This window comes from Vibrio comitans, from assembly GCA_024346835.1.
GTDB lineage: Bacteria > Pseudomonadota > Gammaproteobacteria > Enterobacterales > Vibrionaceae > Vibrio > Vibrio comitans.
The window spans coordinates 2,330,397-2,348,205 of record AP024866.1 but is presented as its reverse complement, the minus strand read 5'-3'; the positions used below and the strand labels follow the sequence as shown (position 1 = coordinate 2,348,205).

At 44.5% G+C, this 17,809-nt stretch carries 20 protein-coding genes; 12 read left to right on the top strand and 8 right to left on the bottom strand.

Going from position 1 to position 17,809, the window contains the following annotated elements; genetic code table 11:
- Positions 1-44 precede the first annotated feature (44 nt).
- From OCU46_RS10820 to OCU46_RS10810, 3 genes are all read right to left on the bottom strand, one after another.
- Entirely contained in the window at positions 45-590 is a 546-nt protein-coding gene (locus tag OCU46_RS10820; protein ID WP_141272087.1) for a peptidylprolyl isomerase, read from the bottom strand.
- Positions 587-1,162, bottom strand: coding sequence for a YajG family lipoprotein (locus tag OCU46_RS10815; protein WP_141272088.1), 576 nt, complete (start codon positions 1,160-1,162; stop codon positions 587-589). Before OCU46_RS10815 ends, OCU46_RS10820 begins: the two co-directional genes overlap by 4 nt.
- A 78-nt stretch (positions 1,163-1,240) precedes the next feature.
- Positions 1,241-2,389 carry a methyltransferase gene (locus OCU46_RS10810; RefSeq protein ID WP_141272089.1) on the bottom strand — a complete coding sequence of 383 codons (1,149 nt, stop codon included), beginning with the start codon at positions 2,387-2,389 and terminating at the stop codon, positions 1,241-1,243.
- Between the two features lie 203 nt (positions 2,390-2,592).
- Between OCU46_RS10810 and OCU46_RS10805 the strand changes: the two genes are divergently transcribed.
- The 9 genes from OCU46_RS10805 (at position 2,593) to nqrM (ending at position 10,427) form a co-directional block, all read left to right on the top strand.
- The gene (locus OCU46_RS10805) at positions 2,593-2,895 is read left to right on the top strand and encodes a BolA/IbaG family iron-sulfur metabolism protein (RefSeq protein ID WP_141272090.1); all 303 of its coding nucleotides are present in this window, start codon (positions 2,593-2,595) and stop codon (positions 2,893-2,895) included.
- Between the two features lie 337 nt (positions 2,896-3,232).
- The gene (locus tag OCU46_RS10800; protein ID WP_141272091.1) at positions 3,233-4,573 is read left to right on the top strand and encodes a Na(+)-translocating NADH-quinone reductase subunit A; all 1,341 of its coding nucleotides are present in this window, start codon (positions 3,233-3,235) and stop codon (positions 4,571-4,573) included.
- Between the two features lie 3 nt (positions 4,574-4,576).
- Positions 4,577-5,818, top strand: coding sequence for an NADH:ubiquinone reductase (Na(+)-transporting) subunit B (locus OCU46_RS10795; RefSeq protein WP_102550596.1), 1,242 nt, complete (start codon positions 4,577-4,579; stop codon positions 5,816-5,818).
- The gene (locus OCU46_RS10790; protein WP_141272092.1) at positions 5,808-6,575 is read left to right on the top strand and encodes a Na(+)-translocating NADH-quinone reductase subunit C; all 768 of its coding nucleotides are present in this window, start codon (positions 5,808-5,810) and stop codon (positions 6,573-6,575) included. The genes OCU46_RS10795 and OCU46_RS10790 overlap by 11 nt, the downstream gene beginning before the upstream one ends.
- Entirely contained in the window at positions 6,575-7,207 is a 633-nt protein-coding gene (locus OCU46_RS10785) for an NADH:ubiquinone reductase (Na(+)-transporting) subunit D (RefSeq protein WP_017029135.1), read from the top strand. The genes OCU46_RS10790 and OCU46_RS10785 overlap by 1 nt, the downstream gene beginning before the upstream one ends.
- 7 nt (positions 7,208-7,214) lie before the next feature.
- A complete protein-coding gene (gene nqrE, locus OCU46_RS10780; protein ID WP_141272093.1) occupies positions 7,215-7,811 on the top strand; it encodes an NADH:ubiquinone reductase (Na(+)-transporting) subunit E in 597 nt (198 codons plus the stop codon).
- Between the two features lie 23 nt (positions 7,812-7,834).
- Positions 7,835-9,061, top strand: coding sequence for an NADH:ubiquinone reductase (Na(+)-transporting) subunit F (nqrF, locus tag OCU46_RS10775; protein ID WP_141272094.1), 1,227 nt, complete (start codon positions 7,835-7,837; stop codon positions 9,059-9,061).
- 88 nt (positions 9,062-9,149) lie between these two features.
- Positions 9,150-10,184, top strand: coding sequence for an FAD:protein FMN transferase (locus tag OCU46_RS10770; RefSeq protein ID WP_141272095.1), 1,035 nt, complete (start codon positions 9,150-9,152; stop codon positions 10,182-10,184).
- A 9-nt stretch (positions 10,185-10,193) separates the two neighbouring features.
- On the top strand, positions 10,194-10,427 hold the full coding sequence (nqrM, locus tag OCU46_RS10765; RefSeq protein ID WP_017029139.1) for a (Na+)-NQR maturation NqrM: 234 nt from the start codon (positions 10,194-10,196) through the stop codon (positions 10,425-10,427).
- A gap of 65 nt (positions 10,428-10,492) precedes the next feature.
- Here the strand turns inward: nqrM and OCU46_RS10760 are convergent, their stop codons facing one another.
- Positions 10,493-11,749: a uracil-xanthine permease family protein gene (locus OCU46_RS10760; protein ID WP_141272096.1), complete on the bottom strand. Its 1,257-nt coding sequence runs from the start codon at positions 11,747-11,749 to the stop codon at positions 10,493-10,495.
- Between the two features lie 149 nt (positions 11,750-11,898).
- On the opposite strand from OCU46_RS10760, the gene dinB reads away from it, so the two are divergent.
- The 3 genes from dinB (at position 11,899) to cspE (ending at position 14,305) form a co-directional block, all read left to right on the top strand.
- Positions 11,899-12,996 (top strand): DNA polymerase IV, encoded by a 1,098-nt coding sequence (gene dinB, locus OCU46_RS10755; RefSeq protein WP_141272097.1) that lies wholly within the window; start codon positions 11,899-11,901, stop codon positions 12,994-12,996.
- 44 nt (positions 12,997-13,040) lie between these two features.
- A complete protein-coding gene (locus OCU46_RS10750; RefSeq protein WP_141272098.1) occupies positions 13,041-13,811 on the top strand; it encodes a DUF2884 family protein in 771 nt (256 codons plus the stop codon).
- A gap of 284 nt (positions 13,812-14,095) precedes the next feature.
- Complete coding sequence (cspE, locus tag OCU46_RS10745; RefSeq protein WP_017029143.1) at positions 14,096-14,305, top strand: transcription antiterminator/RNA stability regulator CspE; 210 nt, start codon at positions 14,096-14,098, stop codon at positions 14,303-14,305.
- A gap of 193 nt (positions 14,306-14,498) precedes the next feature.
- On the opposite strand, the gene OCU46_RS10740 is transcribed toward cspE, so the two are convergent.
- The 4 genes from OCU46_RS10740 to tsaA all read right to left on the bottom strand — a co-directional run bounded on the left by OCU46_RS10740 (position 14,499) and on the right by tsaA (position 17,484).
- Positions 14,499-14,690, bottom strand: coding sequence for a DUF4250 domain-containing protein (locus OCU46_RS10740; protein ID WP_141272099.1), 192 nt, complete (start codon positions 14,688-14,690; stop codon positions 14,499-14,501).
- A 3-nt stretch (positions 14,691-14,693) separates the two neighbouring features.
- Complete coding sequence (locus OCU46_RS10735; protein WP_141272100.1) at positions 14,694-14,897, bottom strand: YaeP family protein; 204 nt, start codon at positions 14,895-14,897, stop codon at positions 14,694-14,696.
- Positions 14,898-14,990: 93 nt separating this feature from the next.
- Positions 14,991-16,703 (bottom strand): proline--tRNA ligase, encoded by a 1,713-nt coding sequence (locus tag OCU46_RS10730; RefSeq protein ID WP_141272101.1) that lies wholly within the window; start codon positions 16,701-16,703, stop codon positions 14,991-14,993.
- An 82-nt stretch (positions 16,704-16,785) separates the two neighbouring features.
- Positions 16,786-17,484: a tRNA (N6-threonylcarbamoyladenosine(37)-N6)-methyltransferase TrmO gene (tsaA, locus tag OCU46_RS10725; protein WP_141272102.1), complete on the bottom strand. Its 699-nt coding sequence runs from the start codon at positions 17,482-17,484 to the stop codon at positions 16,786-16,788.
- Between the last annotated feature and the right edge of the window lie 325 nt (positions 17,485-17,809).

Genomic DNA, 17,809 nt, shown 5'->3' with positions numbered 1-17,809 from the left:
GTCAGCCGACCCTGCGTTTACCTTAGAGCAACTCTAGATGAGATCTATTTTTGAATTGTCACTTTTGTGACAACGATAGGCGTGGAAGGAACATCTTTCATGAAACCAGAGCTTTTGGTAGGAACACTGGCCATTTTTTGAACCACATCATAACCCTCGACCACTTGGCCAAATACCGCGTAACCAGGATTTGAAGAAGAGTAATTCAAGAACGCATTGTCTGAATAGTTAATGAAAAACTGACGAGTTGCCGAGTCAGGGTTGTTGGTGCGCGCCATAGCAACGCTCGCTACTTTATTCATTAAACCATTATTGGCTTCATTTTTGATTGGACCATAGGTTTGAATCTGGTTCATCTCTTCATCAAAGCCACCACCTTGTGCCATAAAGCCAGGGATCACACGATGAAAGATGGTTCCTGCGTAGCTGCCATCTTCGACATAGCGCAAAAAGTTGGCGCTAGTGACAGGGGCCTTTTCTTCATCTAATTGAATAGTGAAGTTGCCTAGCGTTGTTTCAAACACTACTTTGGTGCTAGCAAAAACAGATGCACTAAACAGCGCACACATTAATAGTAGTAATCGGCTCATTGAAATTTCTCCTCCATGTAATCGATAAGCTCTATGTCATTCGCAATCTCATTTAACACTATTCTAGAGACATGATTGAGAATGTGTTCAATTTGTTCATTGGACGCACCCATAGAATTGGTTGCTTTGGCGCTGCCAGAATAAGTTTTCACAAATTTTCCACTCGGCGTTTCGGCGGTGACCTTAAGAGTTACCTTCGCATCCATCTCGTTGCTAAATGTGGATGAGTTGACGCGAACTAAGGCTTCTTGAACTTCCAATTCAACGCTGTTTTCACTGCTTAGTGAAATAACAAACCCCTGTGATTCCAAAAGTGACTTCATTGCATTGTTAAAAGCAATGCGGGCATTTTGCTTAGCGTGAATTGGTAGCGCTTTGTCCGCCCCTTTGTTAACTAAAGCGAGATACTGAGCCGTACGCACATCGGTTGTGCTGAGCGCTAGAGACTTTTGTTCATTCAACGTAATCTGGTTACTGTCAGCCGCTGGAGTAAAGTTTAGCTGTTGATCGGTCGGGTTAGCACAGCCGCTCAGGATAAGGGCTGAAAAAGCAACAATCAGCAAGTGTTTCATCGATAGTTCCCTTAATGAGATAGTGAAAAATGAAAGAGTAATCCTGAGACTATCACAAGCCTCAGAATAATAGCGCTATTAGATTGATTTTCTTGGTGCTTTCTCCGCAGAAACTATCGTGAACTTTTTATTGTTTGCCACTACTTTTACCTTGTTTGATCCAAATAGTCGGCCTAATTTGGCGGGATAACCTAGATGACTGTTGCCGATCACCAATAGTTTACCTCCATCTTCTAGCACTTTGTGAGCATCAGTGAACATCTGCCAAGCGATATGGTCAGTCACGGTATTTTGCTGATGAAAGGGAGGGTTGCATACAATGAGGTCATGGCTGCTTGCTTCAAACCCATCAAGGCAATTATTTGCAATAAAAGTGTATCTTTGTGGATTGCTGACATTGGCTTCGACATTAATGCGTGCCGACTCCACGGCCATAAAGCTCTCATCAACACTGGTAATGGCCGATTCTGGGTTGTTTCTTCCTAGCTTAATTGACAGCACACCGTTGCCACACCCCAAGTCAATTATCTTCTTATATTGAGAGTTACTAGGTAAGTGCTCAAGTACAAAGCGAGCACCTAGATCCAAGCTTTCTCCAGAATAAACATTGGCAAGGTTGCACAGGTGCATGTCATGTTCAGGCACTGGCCAGCAGGTTTTAGCTTCTACTTCCTTGATTGGCTGCGTATTGCTTTTACTAAACACCAGTCGGTGCTTCTTCCAAGCAAGGGAGGTGGAGGTTTCGCCTAGGTACTGTTCGAACAATTTTAGCGTTGAGGTATGAATGGCATTCGCCTTGTTCACCGCAACGACAGGAGTATTTTCAGGCAGGGACTGTCTTATTTGATGTAACTGCCAGGTCAAGAATCGATTACTTTTTGGGATCTGTAAGATAACCGCATCAATATCGTTCGGGGTGGTGTCAGTGGAACGCAGAAATTCCAATTTGTTGCATTGATTGCGCTGCAGGTTCTTCAGAGCAGCTTTATGACTGATGAGGGAGTCTGATTGCAGGTACACTTCGTAATCTCTGGAGAACCAGCAACTCAGCGCACCAAAGCTATCGTTTAGGATGAGTATTTTAGAACCTGGTATGAGAGGGTTCTCAACAAAATAGTTGATGATGTACTCATCACCTGCATCCCAAGCTTGAAAGGTCTCGTTCGCCCTCTTGGGAAATCGATGTAGGGTAAATTGTTGGTCATGCAGTGCAAGCTCGGTTTTCATGATTATCAGTGCTAAAAAAGTGGGACTAAACTATGTCTATTGTCGCAAATTAGCCCTATTTATGCGAATTAACTTATTGTTCTGATTTAGAATAAAGAAAATGATTAAGTCCAAATGCGTCTGCATTTCGTACTAGAATGTAGCAATTGGCGAAAAATTAAGCTTTTACATTATACTTAAGCGTATCAACTTAGAGAAACAGCATGCTACAGCAATTAATTGAGCAGAAATTGGATCATCACTTCTCTCCGCACCATCTACAAGTTATCAATGAGAGCTACAAGCACAACGTACCTGAAGGCTCAGAAAGCCATTTTAAGGTCGTAGTTGTGAGTGACAGATTCGAGAACTTACGACTGATTGCCCGCCACCGATTAGTAAATCAAGTATTGAGTGACGAGCTTGCTGGTGGAGTTCATGCGCTTTCAATGCACACCCTGACGAAAGAGGAATGGAAGGAGCAGCAAATTCCAGAATCTCCGGATTGCATGGGTGGGGGACACTAACGAAAAGTCGATAATGGTTTGTTTGTTACATTTTTACGGGTTGTTCACAATTTGACCTTTGTTTCATAAAACTAACGTCTGCGCCGTGCTTTAGATCAAGTTTTATGGCGCTTAGTGACGTAAATTTGTAATTTATTGCTAATCCTTATCGCACAACATGGAATGTATCGGGCTGATGATGTTAGAATTGCAGGCCCGGATGGAATCCCTCTAGCGGATTCGTATGGTAATTAACAAGGATATGTTAGAAAAAACTGACCTATCTGTTATGAACAAGCACATTATGAATGTGCTTGTGTTATGAAAGTCTTTTTTCCTTAAAATAGTGCAAGTGCGTATGATTACAATTAAAAAGGGTTTGGACCTTCCTATTTCAGGCGCTCCTACCCAGGTGATTAATGACGGTAATCCCGTCTCAAAAGTCGCCTTGCTTGGCGAAGAGTACGTGGGCATGCGTCCAACAATGCATGTTCGCGAAGGGGACGTAGTAAAGAAAGGACAGGTTCTATTTGCTGACAAAAAGAATCCTGGCGTAGTATTTACTGCACCTCAAAGTGGTACGGTGACACAAGTTAACCGTGGTGCGAAACGTGTGCTGCAATCAGTTGTTATCGAAATAGCTGGTGATGAGCAAATCACTTTCGACAAATATGAGCAAAACGAACTAGCTAAGCTAGACGCGGACGTGATTCGCAAGCAGCTTGTTGATTCTGGCTCATGGACCGCTTTAAGAACTCGTCCGTTCAGCAAGGTACCAGCAGTCGACTCTACGACTAATGCCATTTTTGTTACTGCAATCGATACTAACCCATTGGCGGCAAATCCTGACGTTATTATTAACGATCAGTCTGAAGCATTTGTTGCAGGTCTCGACCTGTTATCAGTGCTGACCAATGACAAGGTATATGTGTGTAAAAACGGTGGTTCACTTCCTCGTTCAGAGCAAAGCAATGTCGAAGAGCACGTGTTCTCTGGTCCGCACCCTGCGGGTCTAGTGGGTACTCATATGCACTTCCTTTACCCAGTTAATGAAGAGCATGTGGCTTGGAGCATCAGCTATCAAGACGTTATCGCTTTCGGTAAGTTGTTCTTAACCGGTGAGATCTATTCAGATCGCGTTGTTGCTCTTGCTGGCCCTGTAGTAAACAACCCTCGCTTGGTTCGTACTACTGTTGGTGCTTACCTTCCAGAGTTAGCAGACAAAGAAATGATGCCAGGTGAAGTACGCATTATTTCAGGTTCGGTTCTTTGGGGTACCAATGCGGCAGGCCCTCATGCGTACCTAGGTCGTTACCACCAACAAGTTTCTGCACTTCGTGAAGGCAGAGATAAAGAGTTATTTGGTTGGGCAATGCCAGGTAAGAACAAGTTCTCAATTACTCGTTCATTCCTTGGTCACTTATTTAAAGGCCAACTATACAACCTAACTACATCGCTAAATGGCGGTGAGCGTGCAATGGTTCCAATCGGCAACTACGAGAAAGTAATGCCATTGGACATTGAGCCGACACTGCTTCTGCGCGATTTGTGTGCTGGTGATGTAGACAGTGCACAGCGCTTAGGTGTTCTAGAGCTATCTGAAGAAGATGTTGCTCTTTGTACTTATGTTTGTTCAGGCAAATATGAATACGGTGAGTTACTTCGAGAGTGTCTAGACACTATAGAGAAGGAAGGTTAAGTCATGTTGAAGAAATTTATTGAAGACATCGAACCGCATTTTGAAGCCGACGGTAAGTGGGAGAAGTGGTATCCGCTATATGAAGCAGCTGCAACTCTATTTTACACTCCTGGTACGGTAACTAAGACTAAAGCTCACGTGCGTGATAGCGTTGACCTTAAACGCATCATGATCATGGTGTGGTTTGCTGTTTTCCCAGCAATGTTCTGGGGCATGTACAACACGGGTAACCAAGCGATCAGTGCTCTGACCTTCTTGCACTCAGGGTCTGAACTAGCGGGTATTGTGGCAGGCAACTGGCACTACTGGCTGACTGAAATGCTCGGTGGCACCATAAGTGCTGAGGCCGGATGGGGCAGTAAGATGTTGCTCGGCGCAACCTACTTCTTACCTATCTACGCGACGGTATTTATAGTCGGTGGTTTCTGGGAAGTTCTATTCTGTATCGTGCGTAAACACGAAGTGAATGAAGGCTTCTTCGTTACCTCTATTCTTTTTGCATTGATTGTTCCGCCAACACTACCTCTATGGCAGGCTGCACTAGGTATTACCTTTGGTGTGGTTGTAGCGAAAGAGATCTTTGGTGGTACAGGTCGTAACTTCCTGAACCCTGCTCTTGCAGGTCGTGCATTCCTATTCTTTGCTTACCCAGCGCAAATCTCTGGTGATTTAGTATGGACTGCAGCGGATGGCTTCTCTGGTGCAACTGCTCTTAGTCAGTGGGCTCAAGGTGGCGATGCTAACCTAGTTCATAATGTGACAGGCCAAACAATCTCTTGGATGGATGCATTTATCGGTAACATTCCTGGCTCAATTGGTGAGGTTTCGACCTTGTTCCTAATGCTAGGTGCACTGATGATCGTATATATGGGTATTGCCTCTTGGCGTATTATCGCTGGTGTTATGATCGGTATGATCGCAACAGCAACGTTATTTAACCTAATTGGTTCTGATACCAATGCGATGTTTAGTATGCCTTGGCACTGGCACCTAGTTCTTGGTGGCTTTGCATTCGGTATGTTCTTCATGGCGACAGACCCTGTTTCAGCCTCTTTTACCAACAAAGGTAAGTGGTGGTACGGTATCCTGATTGGTCTCATGTGTGTATTGATTCGTGTAGTCAACCCAGCTTACCCAGAGGGTATGATGCTGGCGATTCTATTCGCGAACCTATTTGCACCATTGTTTGACCACGTTGTTATCGAGAAGAACATTAAGCGGAGACTAGCACGCTATGGCAAATAAGAACGATAGCATTAAGAAAACGCTAGGTGTCGTTGTTGGCTTGAGTTTGGTTTGTTCTGTCGTGGTATCTACTGCGGCAGTCGGCCTGCGCGATAAACAGCAAGCTAACGCGGTACTGGATAAGCAAACAAAAATTGTTGAAGTAGCAAAAATCTCTGAGCAAGGCACAATCCAACAGCTGTTTGGTGATTTTATTGAGCCTCGTCTAGTAGATTTCGAAACAGGCGAATTTGTAGAAGGTGATGCAGCAGCGTACGATCAACGTAAAGCCGCTAAAGATCCTGCTGAGTCAATTCGACTAGACGCTGCTGACGATACGGCTAAGATCATTCGTCGTGCGAACGTAGGTACTGTCTACCTTGTTAAGGATGGAGATAGCTACTCAAAAGTTATCCTTCCTGTACACGGAACAGGTCTATGGTCGATGATGTACGCTTTTGTTGCTGTTGAAATGGACGGTAATACGGTTTCTGGCATTACTTACTACGAGCAAGGAGAGACTCCTGGACTAGGTGGTGAAGTAGAAAACCCTAATTGGGTTGGTCAGTTCGAAGGCAAAAAACTGTTCGATGACAACTTTAAGCCTGCTTTGAAGGTTGTTAAAGGTGGCGCAACAGCTGGTGATATTCACGGTGTTGATGGGCTATCTGGTGCGACTCTGACAGGGAACGGCGTACAACATACGTTTGATTTCTGGTTAGGCGACATGGGCTTTGGTCCATTCCTTGCTAAAGTACGCGAAGGAGAGCTGAACTAATGGCTATATCTAAAGAAGCGAAGCAAAACCTTTGGGCTCCTGTTTTAGATAACAACCCAATTGCTTTGCAGGTTCTTGGTGTGTGTTCTGCGCTTGCGGTAACCACCAAGCTTGAAACAGCATTTGTTATGACTTTAGCGGTAATCTTTGTAACTGCTTTATCTAACTTCTTCGTGTCTGTTATTCGTAACCACATTCCAAACAGCGTGCGTATCATCGTTCAGATGGCAATCATTGCATCGCTTGTAATCGTGGTAGACCAAATCCTGAAAGCTTACCTTTACGATATCTCTAAGCAGTTATCGGTATTCGTTGGCTTGATCATTACTAACTGTATCGTAATGGGTCGTGCAGAAGCATACGCTATGAAATCTGCACCACTACCATCGCTACTTGATGGTATCGGTAATGGTCTAGGTTATGGTTTCGTACTGATTACCGTAGCATTTTTCCGCGAGCTTATCGGCTCTGGCAAATTGTTCGGCATGGAAGTACTTCCTCTAGTGTCTGACGGTGGTTGGTACCAACCTAACGGTATGTTCTTACTTGCACCGTCTGCATTCTTCTTGATTGGCTTTATGATTTGGGCAATCCGTATCTTCAAGCCTGAACAAGTAGAAGCGAAGGAGTAATAGCACGATGGAACATTATATTAGCTTGCTGGTTAAATCGATTTTCATCGAAAACTTAGCATTATCCTTCTTCTTAGGCATGTGTACATTCCTTGCTGTTTCTAAGAAGGTAAAAACCTCTTTCGGTCTTGGTGTAGCGGTAGTGGTGGTGTTGACCATCGCGGTTCCTGTGAACAACTTGCTATACAACCTAATCTTGAAAGAGAACGCATTAGTCTCAGGTGTGGATTTAAGCTTCCTTAACTTCATTACCTTCATCGGTGTTATTGCAGCCCTAGTACAAATTTTGGAGATGGTGTTAGACCGCTTCTTCCCGCCTTTGTACAACGCGCTAGGTATTTTCCTACCGCTGATTACGGTGAACTGTGCAATCTTCGGTGGTGTATCTTTCATGGTACAACGTGACTACAACTTCGTTGAATCAGTAGTCTACGGCTTTGGCTCTGGCGTTGGCTGGATGCTAGCAATCGTTGCTCTTGCTGGTCTGCGTGAGAAGATGAAGTACTCAGATGTACCTCCAGGTCTACGTGGCCTTGGTATCACCTTCATCACTGTAGGCTTGATGGCGTTAGGCTTTATGTCTTTCTCCGGTGTTCAACTGTAAGAGTAAATTATAAGGATTAGTCAATGAATACTATCGTTCTTGGCGTAGTGATGTTTACTCTGATTGTATTGGCTCTAGTGCTAGTGATCTTATTCGCTAAATCTAAGCTGGTACCAACGGGTGACGTCAACATTTTAGTAAATGGTGACCCTGAGAAAGGCTTTACGGTTTCTCCAGGTGACAAACTGCTTGGCGCTCTTGCTGGCAACGGTATTTTCGTATCGTCTGCTTGTGGTGGCGGTGGCTCTTGTGGCCAGTGTCGCGTAAAAGTGAAATCTGGTGGTGGTGATATTCTACCGACAGAGCTTGACCACATCAGCAAAGGTGAAGCACGTGAAGGCGAGCGTCTAGCGTGTCAGGTAGCCGTGAAATCAGATATGGCTATCGAGCTTCCTGAAGAGATCTTTGGTGTTAAAAAGTGGGAATGTACTGTTCTTTCTAATGACAACGAAGCGACCTTCATCAAAGAACTTGTACTGCAGATCCCTGATGGCGAGGAAGTACCTTTCCGCGCAGGTGGTTATATTCAGATTGAAGCTGAACCACACCATATCAAGTATGCGGATTTCGATATCCCTGAAGAGTATCGTGAAGATTGGGATAAGTTTAACTTGTTCCGCTATGAGTCTGTGGTTAATGAGCCATCGATTCGTGCATACTCAATGGCATCTTACCCTGAAGAGAAAGGTTTGATTAAGTTAAACGTGCGTGTTGCAACGCCGCCGCCTAACAACCCTGATGTACCACCAGGTATCATGTCTTCTTATATCTGGTCTCTTAAGCCAGGTGATAAGTGTACGATCTCTGGACCATTTGGTGAGTTCTTCGCGAAAGATACAGACAACGAAATGGTGTTTGTTGGTGGTGGTGCTGGTATGGCGCCGATGCGTTCGCACATCTTCGACCAACTGCTTCGTTTGAAGTCTAAGCGTAAGATGACGTTCTGGTATGGTGCACGTTCGAAGCGTGAAATGTTCTACATTGATGACTTCGATAATCTTGCTGCAGAAAACGATAACTTTGTGTGGCATTGTGCGCTATCTGATCCTCTTCCAGAGGACAACTGGGATGGTTACACTGGCTTTATCCATAACGTACTGTACGAAAACTATCTGAAGGACCATGAAGCGCCTGAAGATTGTGAGTACTACATGTGTGGTCCACCTATGATGAACGCAGCTGTAATCGGCATGCTAAAAGACCTAGGTGTAGAGGATGAAAACATCCTACTCGATGACTTCGGTGGTTAAACCGTAATCGAATAAAACAATGGCTGGCTCTTTGAGTCAGCCATTTTGTTTTGTATTAGATAATCCTCGTTTATTTATGGAGATCAAGATGAAAGCTGTAAGTCATCTTATTCAAGGTTCTAAGTGGTTAGTGGCATTGCTGGTAACCACTGTGGCATTAACGGGCTGTGATCAAGCACCAAAGCAAGTTGCATTGAGTGGCAAGACGATGGGGACTACCTATCACATAAAGTATATTGCCGATGATAAGGCGCCACAGCCTGAAGAAATGCAAAAGCAGATAGATATCTTGCTAGAGCAAGTCAACGATCAGATGTCCACATACCGCCCTGACTCTGAGCTGAGCCTTTTCAATCAGCATCAGACGGCAGCAGCGTTTCCTGTATCGAAAGAGACAGAGATTGTGGTTCGCGAAGCCATTCGCTTGAGCGAACTGACGGAAGGTGCCCTTGATGTCACGGTAGGCCCTTTAGTGAATCTGTGGGGATTCGGCCCAGAGGCTCGCCCAGACAAAGTGCCAACAGATGAAGAATTGGCATCAAGGCGTGAAATGGTAGGCATTCAACATCTTTCAGTGACAGAGCAAGGTTTATCAAAGGATATTCCTAATCTGTACGTTGATCTTTCAACTATCGCTAAGGGATGGGGTGTTGATGTTATTGCGGATTACCTTGAGTCTCAGGGCGTTCATCGCTTTTTAGTCGAAGTCGGTGGCGAGCTAAGATTAAAGGGCAATAACAGCGAAGGTATTCCTTGGCGTATCGCCATAGAAAAACCGACGGTAGATGCTCGCGAGGTGGAACTGATTGTCCAGCCTGGTGATATGGCGATGGCAACATCCGGTGATTACCGTAATTACTTTGAGCGTGATGGTGTGCGTTATTCGCACATAATTAACCCAAAAACTGGCAAACCGATCGCACACAAGGTAGTCTCTGTGACAGCGATTCATCCATCATGTATGACGGCCGATGGTTTAGCGACCGGCCTGATGGTGATGGGCGAAGAAAGAGGCCTTCAAGTTGCGAACGAGAATGATCTCGCGATCTTTATGATCGTAAAAACTGAAGATGGCTTTAAAGAGGTGTACTCAGAAGCCTTTGCTAAATATTTGAATAAGTAGGATAGAGCAATGACAACGTTCTTAGTCACATTTGGGATTTTCCTCGGCTTCATTACTTTGATGTCGGTAGGTTATATTATCCAGAAGAAGGTAGTGAAGGGTAGCTGTGGCGGCCTAGACGCAATGGGCATTGATAAAGTATGCAGTTGTCCAGAGCCTTGTGACGCACGTAAGCGCCGAGAAGCAAAAGCTGCAGCGAGAGCTGAGAAAGTCGCGTCTTGGGAAAAAGACCGCATTGCGTAATCGTATTTAAGCAATATAAAAAATGCCAAGCGAAAGCTTGGCATTTTTGTTTTCAACAATAGGGATTATTTTTGCTCTGGATTCTCTTCCATCTGAGCACTATCCACAACATGCGACTCACCAAGATCTCTTGGTAAAACTAAGTTCAGAATAATCGCGACAATACCGCAAAGGCTGATGCCTTGTAGGCTGAACTCACCCACGCCAAATGCCATGCCACCGATACCAAAGACCAGTGTTACGCCCACAATCACAAGGTTGCGTGAGTTATGCAAATCAACGCGGTTTTGGATAAGTGTGTTTAGACCCACAGTGGCAATAGAGCCAAACAGCAGCATCATAATACCGCCCATTACAGGTACAGGTATAGTTTGTAATACACCGCCTAATTTACCCACTAGCGCCAGCACAATAGCGGTTATAGCAGCATAGGTCATGATTTTTGGATTGTAAGACTTGGTCAACATAACTGCGCCAGTCACCTCACTATACGTCGTGTTTGGTGGCGCGCCCATCATGCTTGCCGCCATTGTCGCAACTCCATCACCTGCCATAGTGCGGTGTAACCCTGGCTTCTTCAGGTAGTCCTTACCTGTCACATTAGAGATCGCTAGCATATCACCAACGTGCTCTACGGCTGGGGCAATAGCTACCGGAATCATAAATAGGATGGCATTGATGTTGAACTCTGGGGTAACGAAGTTAGGTAGTGCAAACCATGCCGCATTAGTCACAGGGCTAAAATCGACAATACCTGCAAATAGACTCAAGGTATAACCTACCGCGATACCGCCAAAGATAGGTAGCAGCTTTAAAAAGCCTTTGGCAAATACGCTGATGATTATGGTGGTCAGTAGCGAGGCTAATGAAATCCACAAAGCAATCTGTCCATCGACCAATTGGATAGCACCGTCTCCCGTTTTACCCAGCGCCATATTTACCGCAACCGGAGCAAGGCCTAAACCGATCACCATGATCACTGGCCCTACAACTACTGGTGGCAACAGTCTATGGATGATGGCTACGCCACGAACGCGAATCAGTCCGCCTAGTGCGATATACACAAGACCTGCTGCCATTAAGCCGCCCATGGTCGCGGGAATGCCCCAAGTTTGAACGCCGTAAAGAATCGGTGCAATAAAGGCAAAAGAGGAAGCTAAAAAGATGGGCACCGAGCGCTTAGTGATTAATTGAAACAGAAGGGTACCGACACCAGCACCAAACAGTGCCACATTCGGGTCAAGCCCTGTTAATAAAGGAACAAGAACAAGGGCACCAAACGCAACGAATAGCATCTGCATGCCCTGCAAAATAGAAGTCATGATTTTCTTTCTCCATTTTTTGGAAAATCGACAAATATTAGCATCTACCTATTGGATGTGATGTTTATTAGATCAATTTTTAATTGATTGAGCAGATAAGGTAAGCAAATAGTTTTTGAACAGAGCTGATAGTGGGTTAAAATGACTGTATGCCTGAACAGTACTCTAATGACACTCCGCAACGAAAAATCATCCACATCGATATGGATTGTTTCTTCGCAGCGGTAGAAATGCGGGATTTTCCCGAGTATCGAAACCGTCCACTGGCTGTGGGCGGCAGTGAAACTCAGCGGGGAGTGTTGAGCACCTGCAATTATGAGGCTCGTCGTTTCGGTATTCATTCAGCGATGCCGACCGCGCAGGCTAAGAAGTTGTGCCCTCACTTGTTAGTAGTGCCTGGCCGTATGCAGGTATATAAAGAGGTTTCAGCTCAAATCCGAGCTATCTTTGCTCGCTATACGCATATTATCGAGCCATTGTCGCTCGATGAGGCCTATCTTGATGTCACGCATAGTTCATCATGCAATGGCTCAGCTACCTTGATAGCTCAGTCAATCAGACGCGACATCGAATCAGAGCTTAATTTAACAGCATCAGCAGGGATTGCTCCGATCAAGTTCTTGGCTAAGGTTGCATCGGATCTGAACAAGCCTAATGGCCAGTATGTGATACCTCCTAATCAAGTTCAGGACTTTATTGATAGCATGCCTTTGCAAAAAATACCGGGTGTCGGTAAGGTCGCGTTGCAAAGGTTGCACCGCACCGGCCTTTATCTTGGTGAGGATGTGCGCAAAGCGAATTATCGCGATCTATTAGTACGACATGGCCGATTAGGGGCGTCACTTTGGAAGCGTTGCCATGGTATCGATAATCGCAGTGTGCAGGTTTCTAGAGAGCGCAAGTCAGTGGGGGTAGAGCGAACCTTTACTCAAAATATCGAGACCCTTGAGCAATGTTGGGAGGTCATAGAGCAGCGACTTTATCCTGAATTACAGCGACGCTTAGATAAAGTGGGGGGGGAGCACGTTCGCCCTATCACTAAGCAAGGCATCAAGGTGAAATTTGCTGACTTTCAACTGACAACCATAGAAACAGGTTCCAATAAGTTGAACTTAGCTGCCTTTTATCCTTTGCTAGAAGAAGTCCTTTTGCGTCAGCAAGGTCGTGAAATTCGACTGCTTGGCTTGAGTGTCATGTTGCAACCGGAAGCTCAAGCGAAGCAGTTAAGCTTATTGGATAACGAATAATTTGGCTGTAGAGTAGCCGGATATCATTTAACAAGGAATTTTCAATGATTAAGCGCATTACCTCGAGCATTCTAATTGGGTCACTATTCGTTGCTCCAGTACTTCAAGCGCAGTCGCTAGCGGATTACGAGTCTTGCAATGTCGATTTGAATAATGAGTTGCACCTCGATGGTAAAGAGGTAGAGATCATTGACCGAGAAGGTCACCGAGCAGTATTTGAAGCCAATGGGTTGGTTATCGAAGGTGAATCAATTCCTTTGAATAAAGAGCAACAACAGTTACTCGATCACTACAGAGTGCAATTGAACAACGATATCCCTAAAGCTCGAGAAGTCGCACAGTCAGGTGTATTACTTGCGAATGAAGTGCTTGATGACGTTTCAGCTCAGTTCAATGATACAGATGCGTTTGAGAACGTTCGTCAGGCAATCTCTGATTTTTATGCGAAGTTGGAGCAGCGCTACTATCAAAACGGTGAGTGGGTTTTGAAACCCAATGCCTTTGGCAATATGTTTGATAATTGGCAGCAAGATTTTGCTGATGCTCGTGAGGTCTTTAACCGTGAATTCTTTGCCAGTGCATTCTCAGTACTGCAAGAAAAACTGGCCTCGGAAGAGGGAATAAACTTTACCGAACTGCAGAAACAGTTAAACGACCTTAAGATTTCAGTAGAGGAAAAACTCAAAGAACACTCTTCTGAAATTGCTGGAAAAGCGCAAGATTACTGCGATTCAATGGGCAAACTAGCTGAAGAAGAGAAGTCTTTGGTCGAAACCATCCCTGAGTTGGAAAATTATCAGCTGTTCAATATTTGAGCTATATTTTAGTGGTTTCAGTGACTTGTAAGCTTTGTTACTTTTTTCCGAGAAAATATCTACAGATAATCTAAGAAAAACGTTTACAAAGCTCTAAACTGCTGTAGCATATCACTCGCTTCGTAAGGCAAAGTTGTTAGACAAAATTAAGCAAAAGCAAGTTTCAAATTTTATTGTAAAAAGTAAAGTCGTGTTTTCTGTTTTTCCCTTAACTTAATAGCTAAAGCTTGCGCAGCCGTCATATTAGTGACGTTCGATTAATCTTAAATACTAAGGGACATAACATGTCAAAGACTACTGGTACAGTAAAATGGTTTAACGAAGAGAAAGGCTTCGGTTTCATTTCTCAAGACAACGGCGGCGCAGACGTATTCGTTCACTTCCGTGCTATCGTTTCTGAAGGCTTCAAAACTCTTTCTGAAGGCCAAAAAGTATCTTTCGAAGTTGAACAAGGTCAAAAAGGCCCTCAAGCTTCAAACGTTACTACTATCTAATTTTAATTAGATTAAAAGTTTCTGAAAAGCCTGCTGTTTACAGCGGGCTTTTTTTTGTCTCGATATTTTTTAACCCCGCGCCTCAAGCCTTCTAAGTGATACCTTCAATCCAGCTTGCTCTCAACAGAAGTGATAGATAAAAGAAAGGTAGCCAATGTTAGCTACCTTATAAGACATCTAGGAAGGGGGGCTCTTATCTAAATTGCTTAGCTTCAGCCAGCCACTCGAAGTTGCCCGTTGCCAATTTTTCGATGAGCAGTTGTCTATCGATATCAAAGGTTTTCACTAGCGCATCTAAGTCGCCATTGAAATCATCGCGCAGTTTCATATTGATGATGCTCATCAGCATTACAACATCCATTGTTTGATAGTTGTCTAGATTCATGGATTAGTCCTCAAAATCTGAGATCAACAGGTTTGCTGCGGCAAAAGCGGCACGTTCACGAGTTTCTTTAGGCAGATTAGTATCTGCAGCAACATCATTCAGTGTTTTCAGTGCACAAGTAATCGCTTGTGGGATGTAGCCTTGGTCACCACTACCAATTTGAGCATACAGTTCGCGAACTAGGTCACAGCAATCGTAAATTTTCATTATGTTTCTCCAAAAATGAATAAGGCAGCCGGGGCTGCCTTTATTAGAATCTGTTTTTCCCTTTTCGAGAAAAGGAAATCAAAGCGTAAAGGCTTACTTAAGCAGACCTTGTAGATGAGCAACAATGTTGTCCATTTCTACAGGTACTTTCTCACCATCACGGCGGCTCTTGTACTCAAAGTGGCCATTGTCCATGCTGCGATCACCAATGACCACAGTGTGAGGAATACCGATAAGCTCGATATCCTTGAACATTACACCTGGGCGCTCTTTGCGATCATCAAATAGCACATCAATGCCTTGAGCCGTTAGCTCAGCGTAAAGCTTTTCTGCCGCCTCTTTTACACGCTCAGATTTGTGCATGTTCATTGGAACGATAGCAACTTGGAAAGGTGCAATCGCGTCAGGCCAGATGATACCGTTGTCATCGTGGTTTTGTTCAATCGCAGAAGCAACAACACGAGATACACCGATACCGTAACAACCCATCTCTAGGATAGCGCTCTTACCATCAGGACCAAGCACGCTACAGTTCATTTTATCTGTATAGGTGGTGCCTAGCTGGAAGATATGACCCACTTCTATGCCACGTTTAAGCTGAAGCACGCCATTGCCACATGGGCTAGGATCGCCTTCGACTACGTTACGTAGATCTTCAACCTGACCAAGCTCAACGTCACGACCCCAGTTGATACCAAAGAAGTGCTTGTCGTCGATGTTTGCACCTGCACCAAAGTCGCTCATTACAGCAGCGCTGCGGTCAACAATGAATGGCAGTTTCAGATTTACTGGGCCAAGAGAGCCAGGACCTGCGCCAATGATTGCGCGGATTTCTTCTTCCGTAGCCATTTCTAGTGGAGAGGCTACTTGAGCAAGGTTTTCTGCTTTTACTTCGTTTAGCTCGTGGTCACCACGGATGATAAGACCAACAAGTTCTGCATCAACTTCGTCAGAAGCTTTCACAAATAGAGTTTTAACTGTTTTCTCAATTGGTAGCTCAAATTGCTCAACTAGCTCGGCAATAGTTTTCGCATTTGGCGTGTCAACTAGCGTCATCTCTTGAGTTGGAGCTGCTAGTTCACCTTGTGCTAGAGCTTCAGCTTTCTCGATGTTTGCTGCATACTCAGACTCACTAGAGAAGGCAATCAGGTCTTCACCGCTTTCTGCAAGTACGTGGAACTCGTGAGAGCCACTACCACCAATAGCGCCTGTATCGGCAAGTACTGGGCGGTAATCAAGACCCATACGATCAAACGCTTTACAGTAGGCTTCGTGCATTGCTTCGTAAGACTTTTCCAAACCAGCCTTATCAATATCAAAGCTGTAAGCGTCCATCATGCTGAATTCGCGTGCGCGCATTACGCCAAAACGAGGGCGTCGCTCATCGCGGAATTTAGTTTGGATCTGATATAGGTTCAGCGGAAGTTGCTTGTAAGAGCTTACTTCGTTGCGTACATGGCTTGTGATAACTTCTTCGGCTGTTGGGCTAAGAACAAATGGGCGCTCATGACGGTCTGTGAAGCGTAAAAGCTCAGCTCCCATTTTTTCAGAGCGACCTGTTTCTTCCCAAAGTTCGAACGGTTGAACAACGGGCATTAAAGTCTCAACAGCACCTGCATTGTCGATTTCTTCACGAACAATGTTTTCCACTTTACGCAATACACGTAAACCTGTGGGTAGCCAAGTGTATAGGCCTGAGGCAAGTTTACGAATCATACCTGCACGAAGCATTAGCTGGTGGCTAATTACTTCTGCGTCGTTTGGCGTTTCTTTCAATGTAGAAACTAGGTATTTACTGGTACGCATTGATGCTTTCCGTTGTATATGTATATAGAGGGAAGGGTTTAGAACCCTAAAAAATAGCCCTCTATAATACCAGTCTATTGCCTTAGGCTAAAGGGGCAATATCGACCACTTGAATGCCGTCTTCATTGGCTGAAAAACTGACATTCCATTCAAATAAATGCACGGCATAAACCTTTGAGTCAGGCTTGCCTTTCTTGTACGCAGGCCTTGGATCTTGTGACAAGATCTCTGTGAGTGCTTGTGTTCGATATTCATTATCTGGGTGCTTCATAAGCACACATTTTGCAGACTCACTAAACTCAACCGTTACTGGGGATGGAGAGGTTTCTGCGTAACCTCCTTTGGCGTCGGGTATGCTATCGGAATAAGGGATATAAGGTTTAATGTCGATGATAGGAGTACCATCAACTAAATCGACATTGCCTAGTTTAATAATGACCTGTCCGTTTCTTATTTCAACATCCAATAATTCTACCGCTGACATACCTATAGCATTCGGCCTGAAGGTCGAACGACTGGCAAACACACCCACTCGCTCATTACCTCCTAAGCGAGGAGGACGCACTGTGGGTTTCCAACCTGCCTCTATATTCTGATCAAATAAAAACAGTAGCCATAAATGTGAGAATTGTTTTAGCTCGCGAACTGCCGCTTCAGTATTGGCATCCCCTTTTAGGTGTAGTTCAGTCGTAACGCTAGGGGCGAGATTAGGCTGTCTTGGGATAGCAAACTTTTCTTTATAGGGCGTGTAAATAGTGCCTATGGGGGAAATTGTATGCATATTTTTAGCTGTCCTAGTTGATTTCATCGGGGAGAATGTACGCAGAATGTATGCTCTGTGTCACTTTTTTACAATCAGTGGCAATTCGAGCAATCAGAGATTGTAAGAATATGTTAACAATCCTTACCCTTTATGCCACATAAGATTTTTGCTCAATTTCTCCTAAAAATTGACCTTTTTTAACCTTTATTTGACACATTTGTATGATTTTCAAGTGCTTTGCGCCTTTTCAATTGTGTCGTACTAGGGTATGTTTCCGGCTCCTTTTTGCTGCGTTAGGGAAATAACGTGCCACAACCTGCGGGTTGAGAGGCAAAAAGGAAGA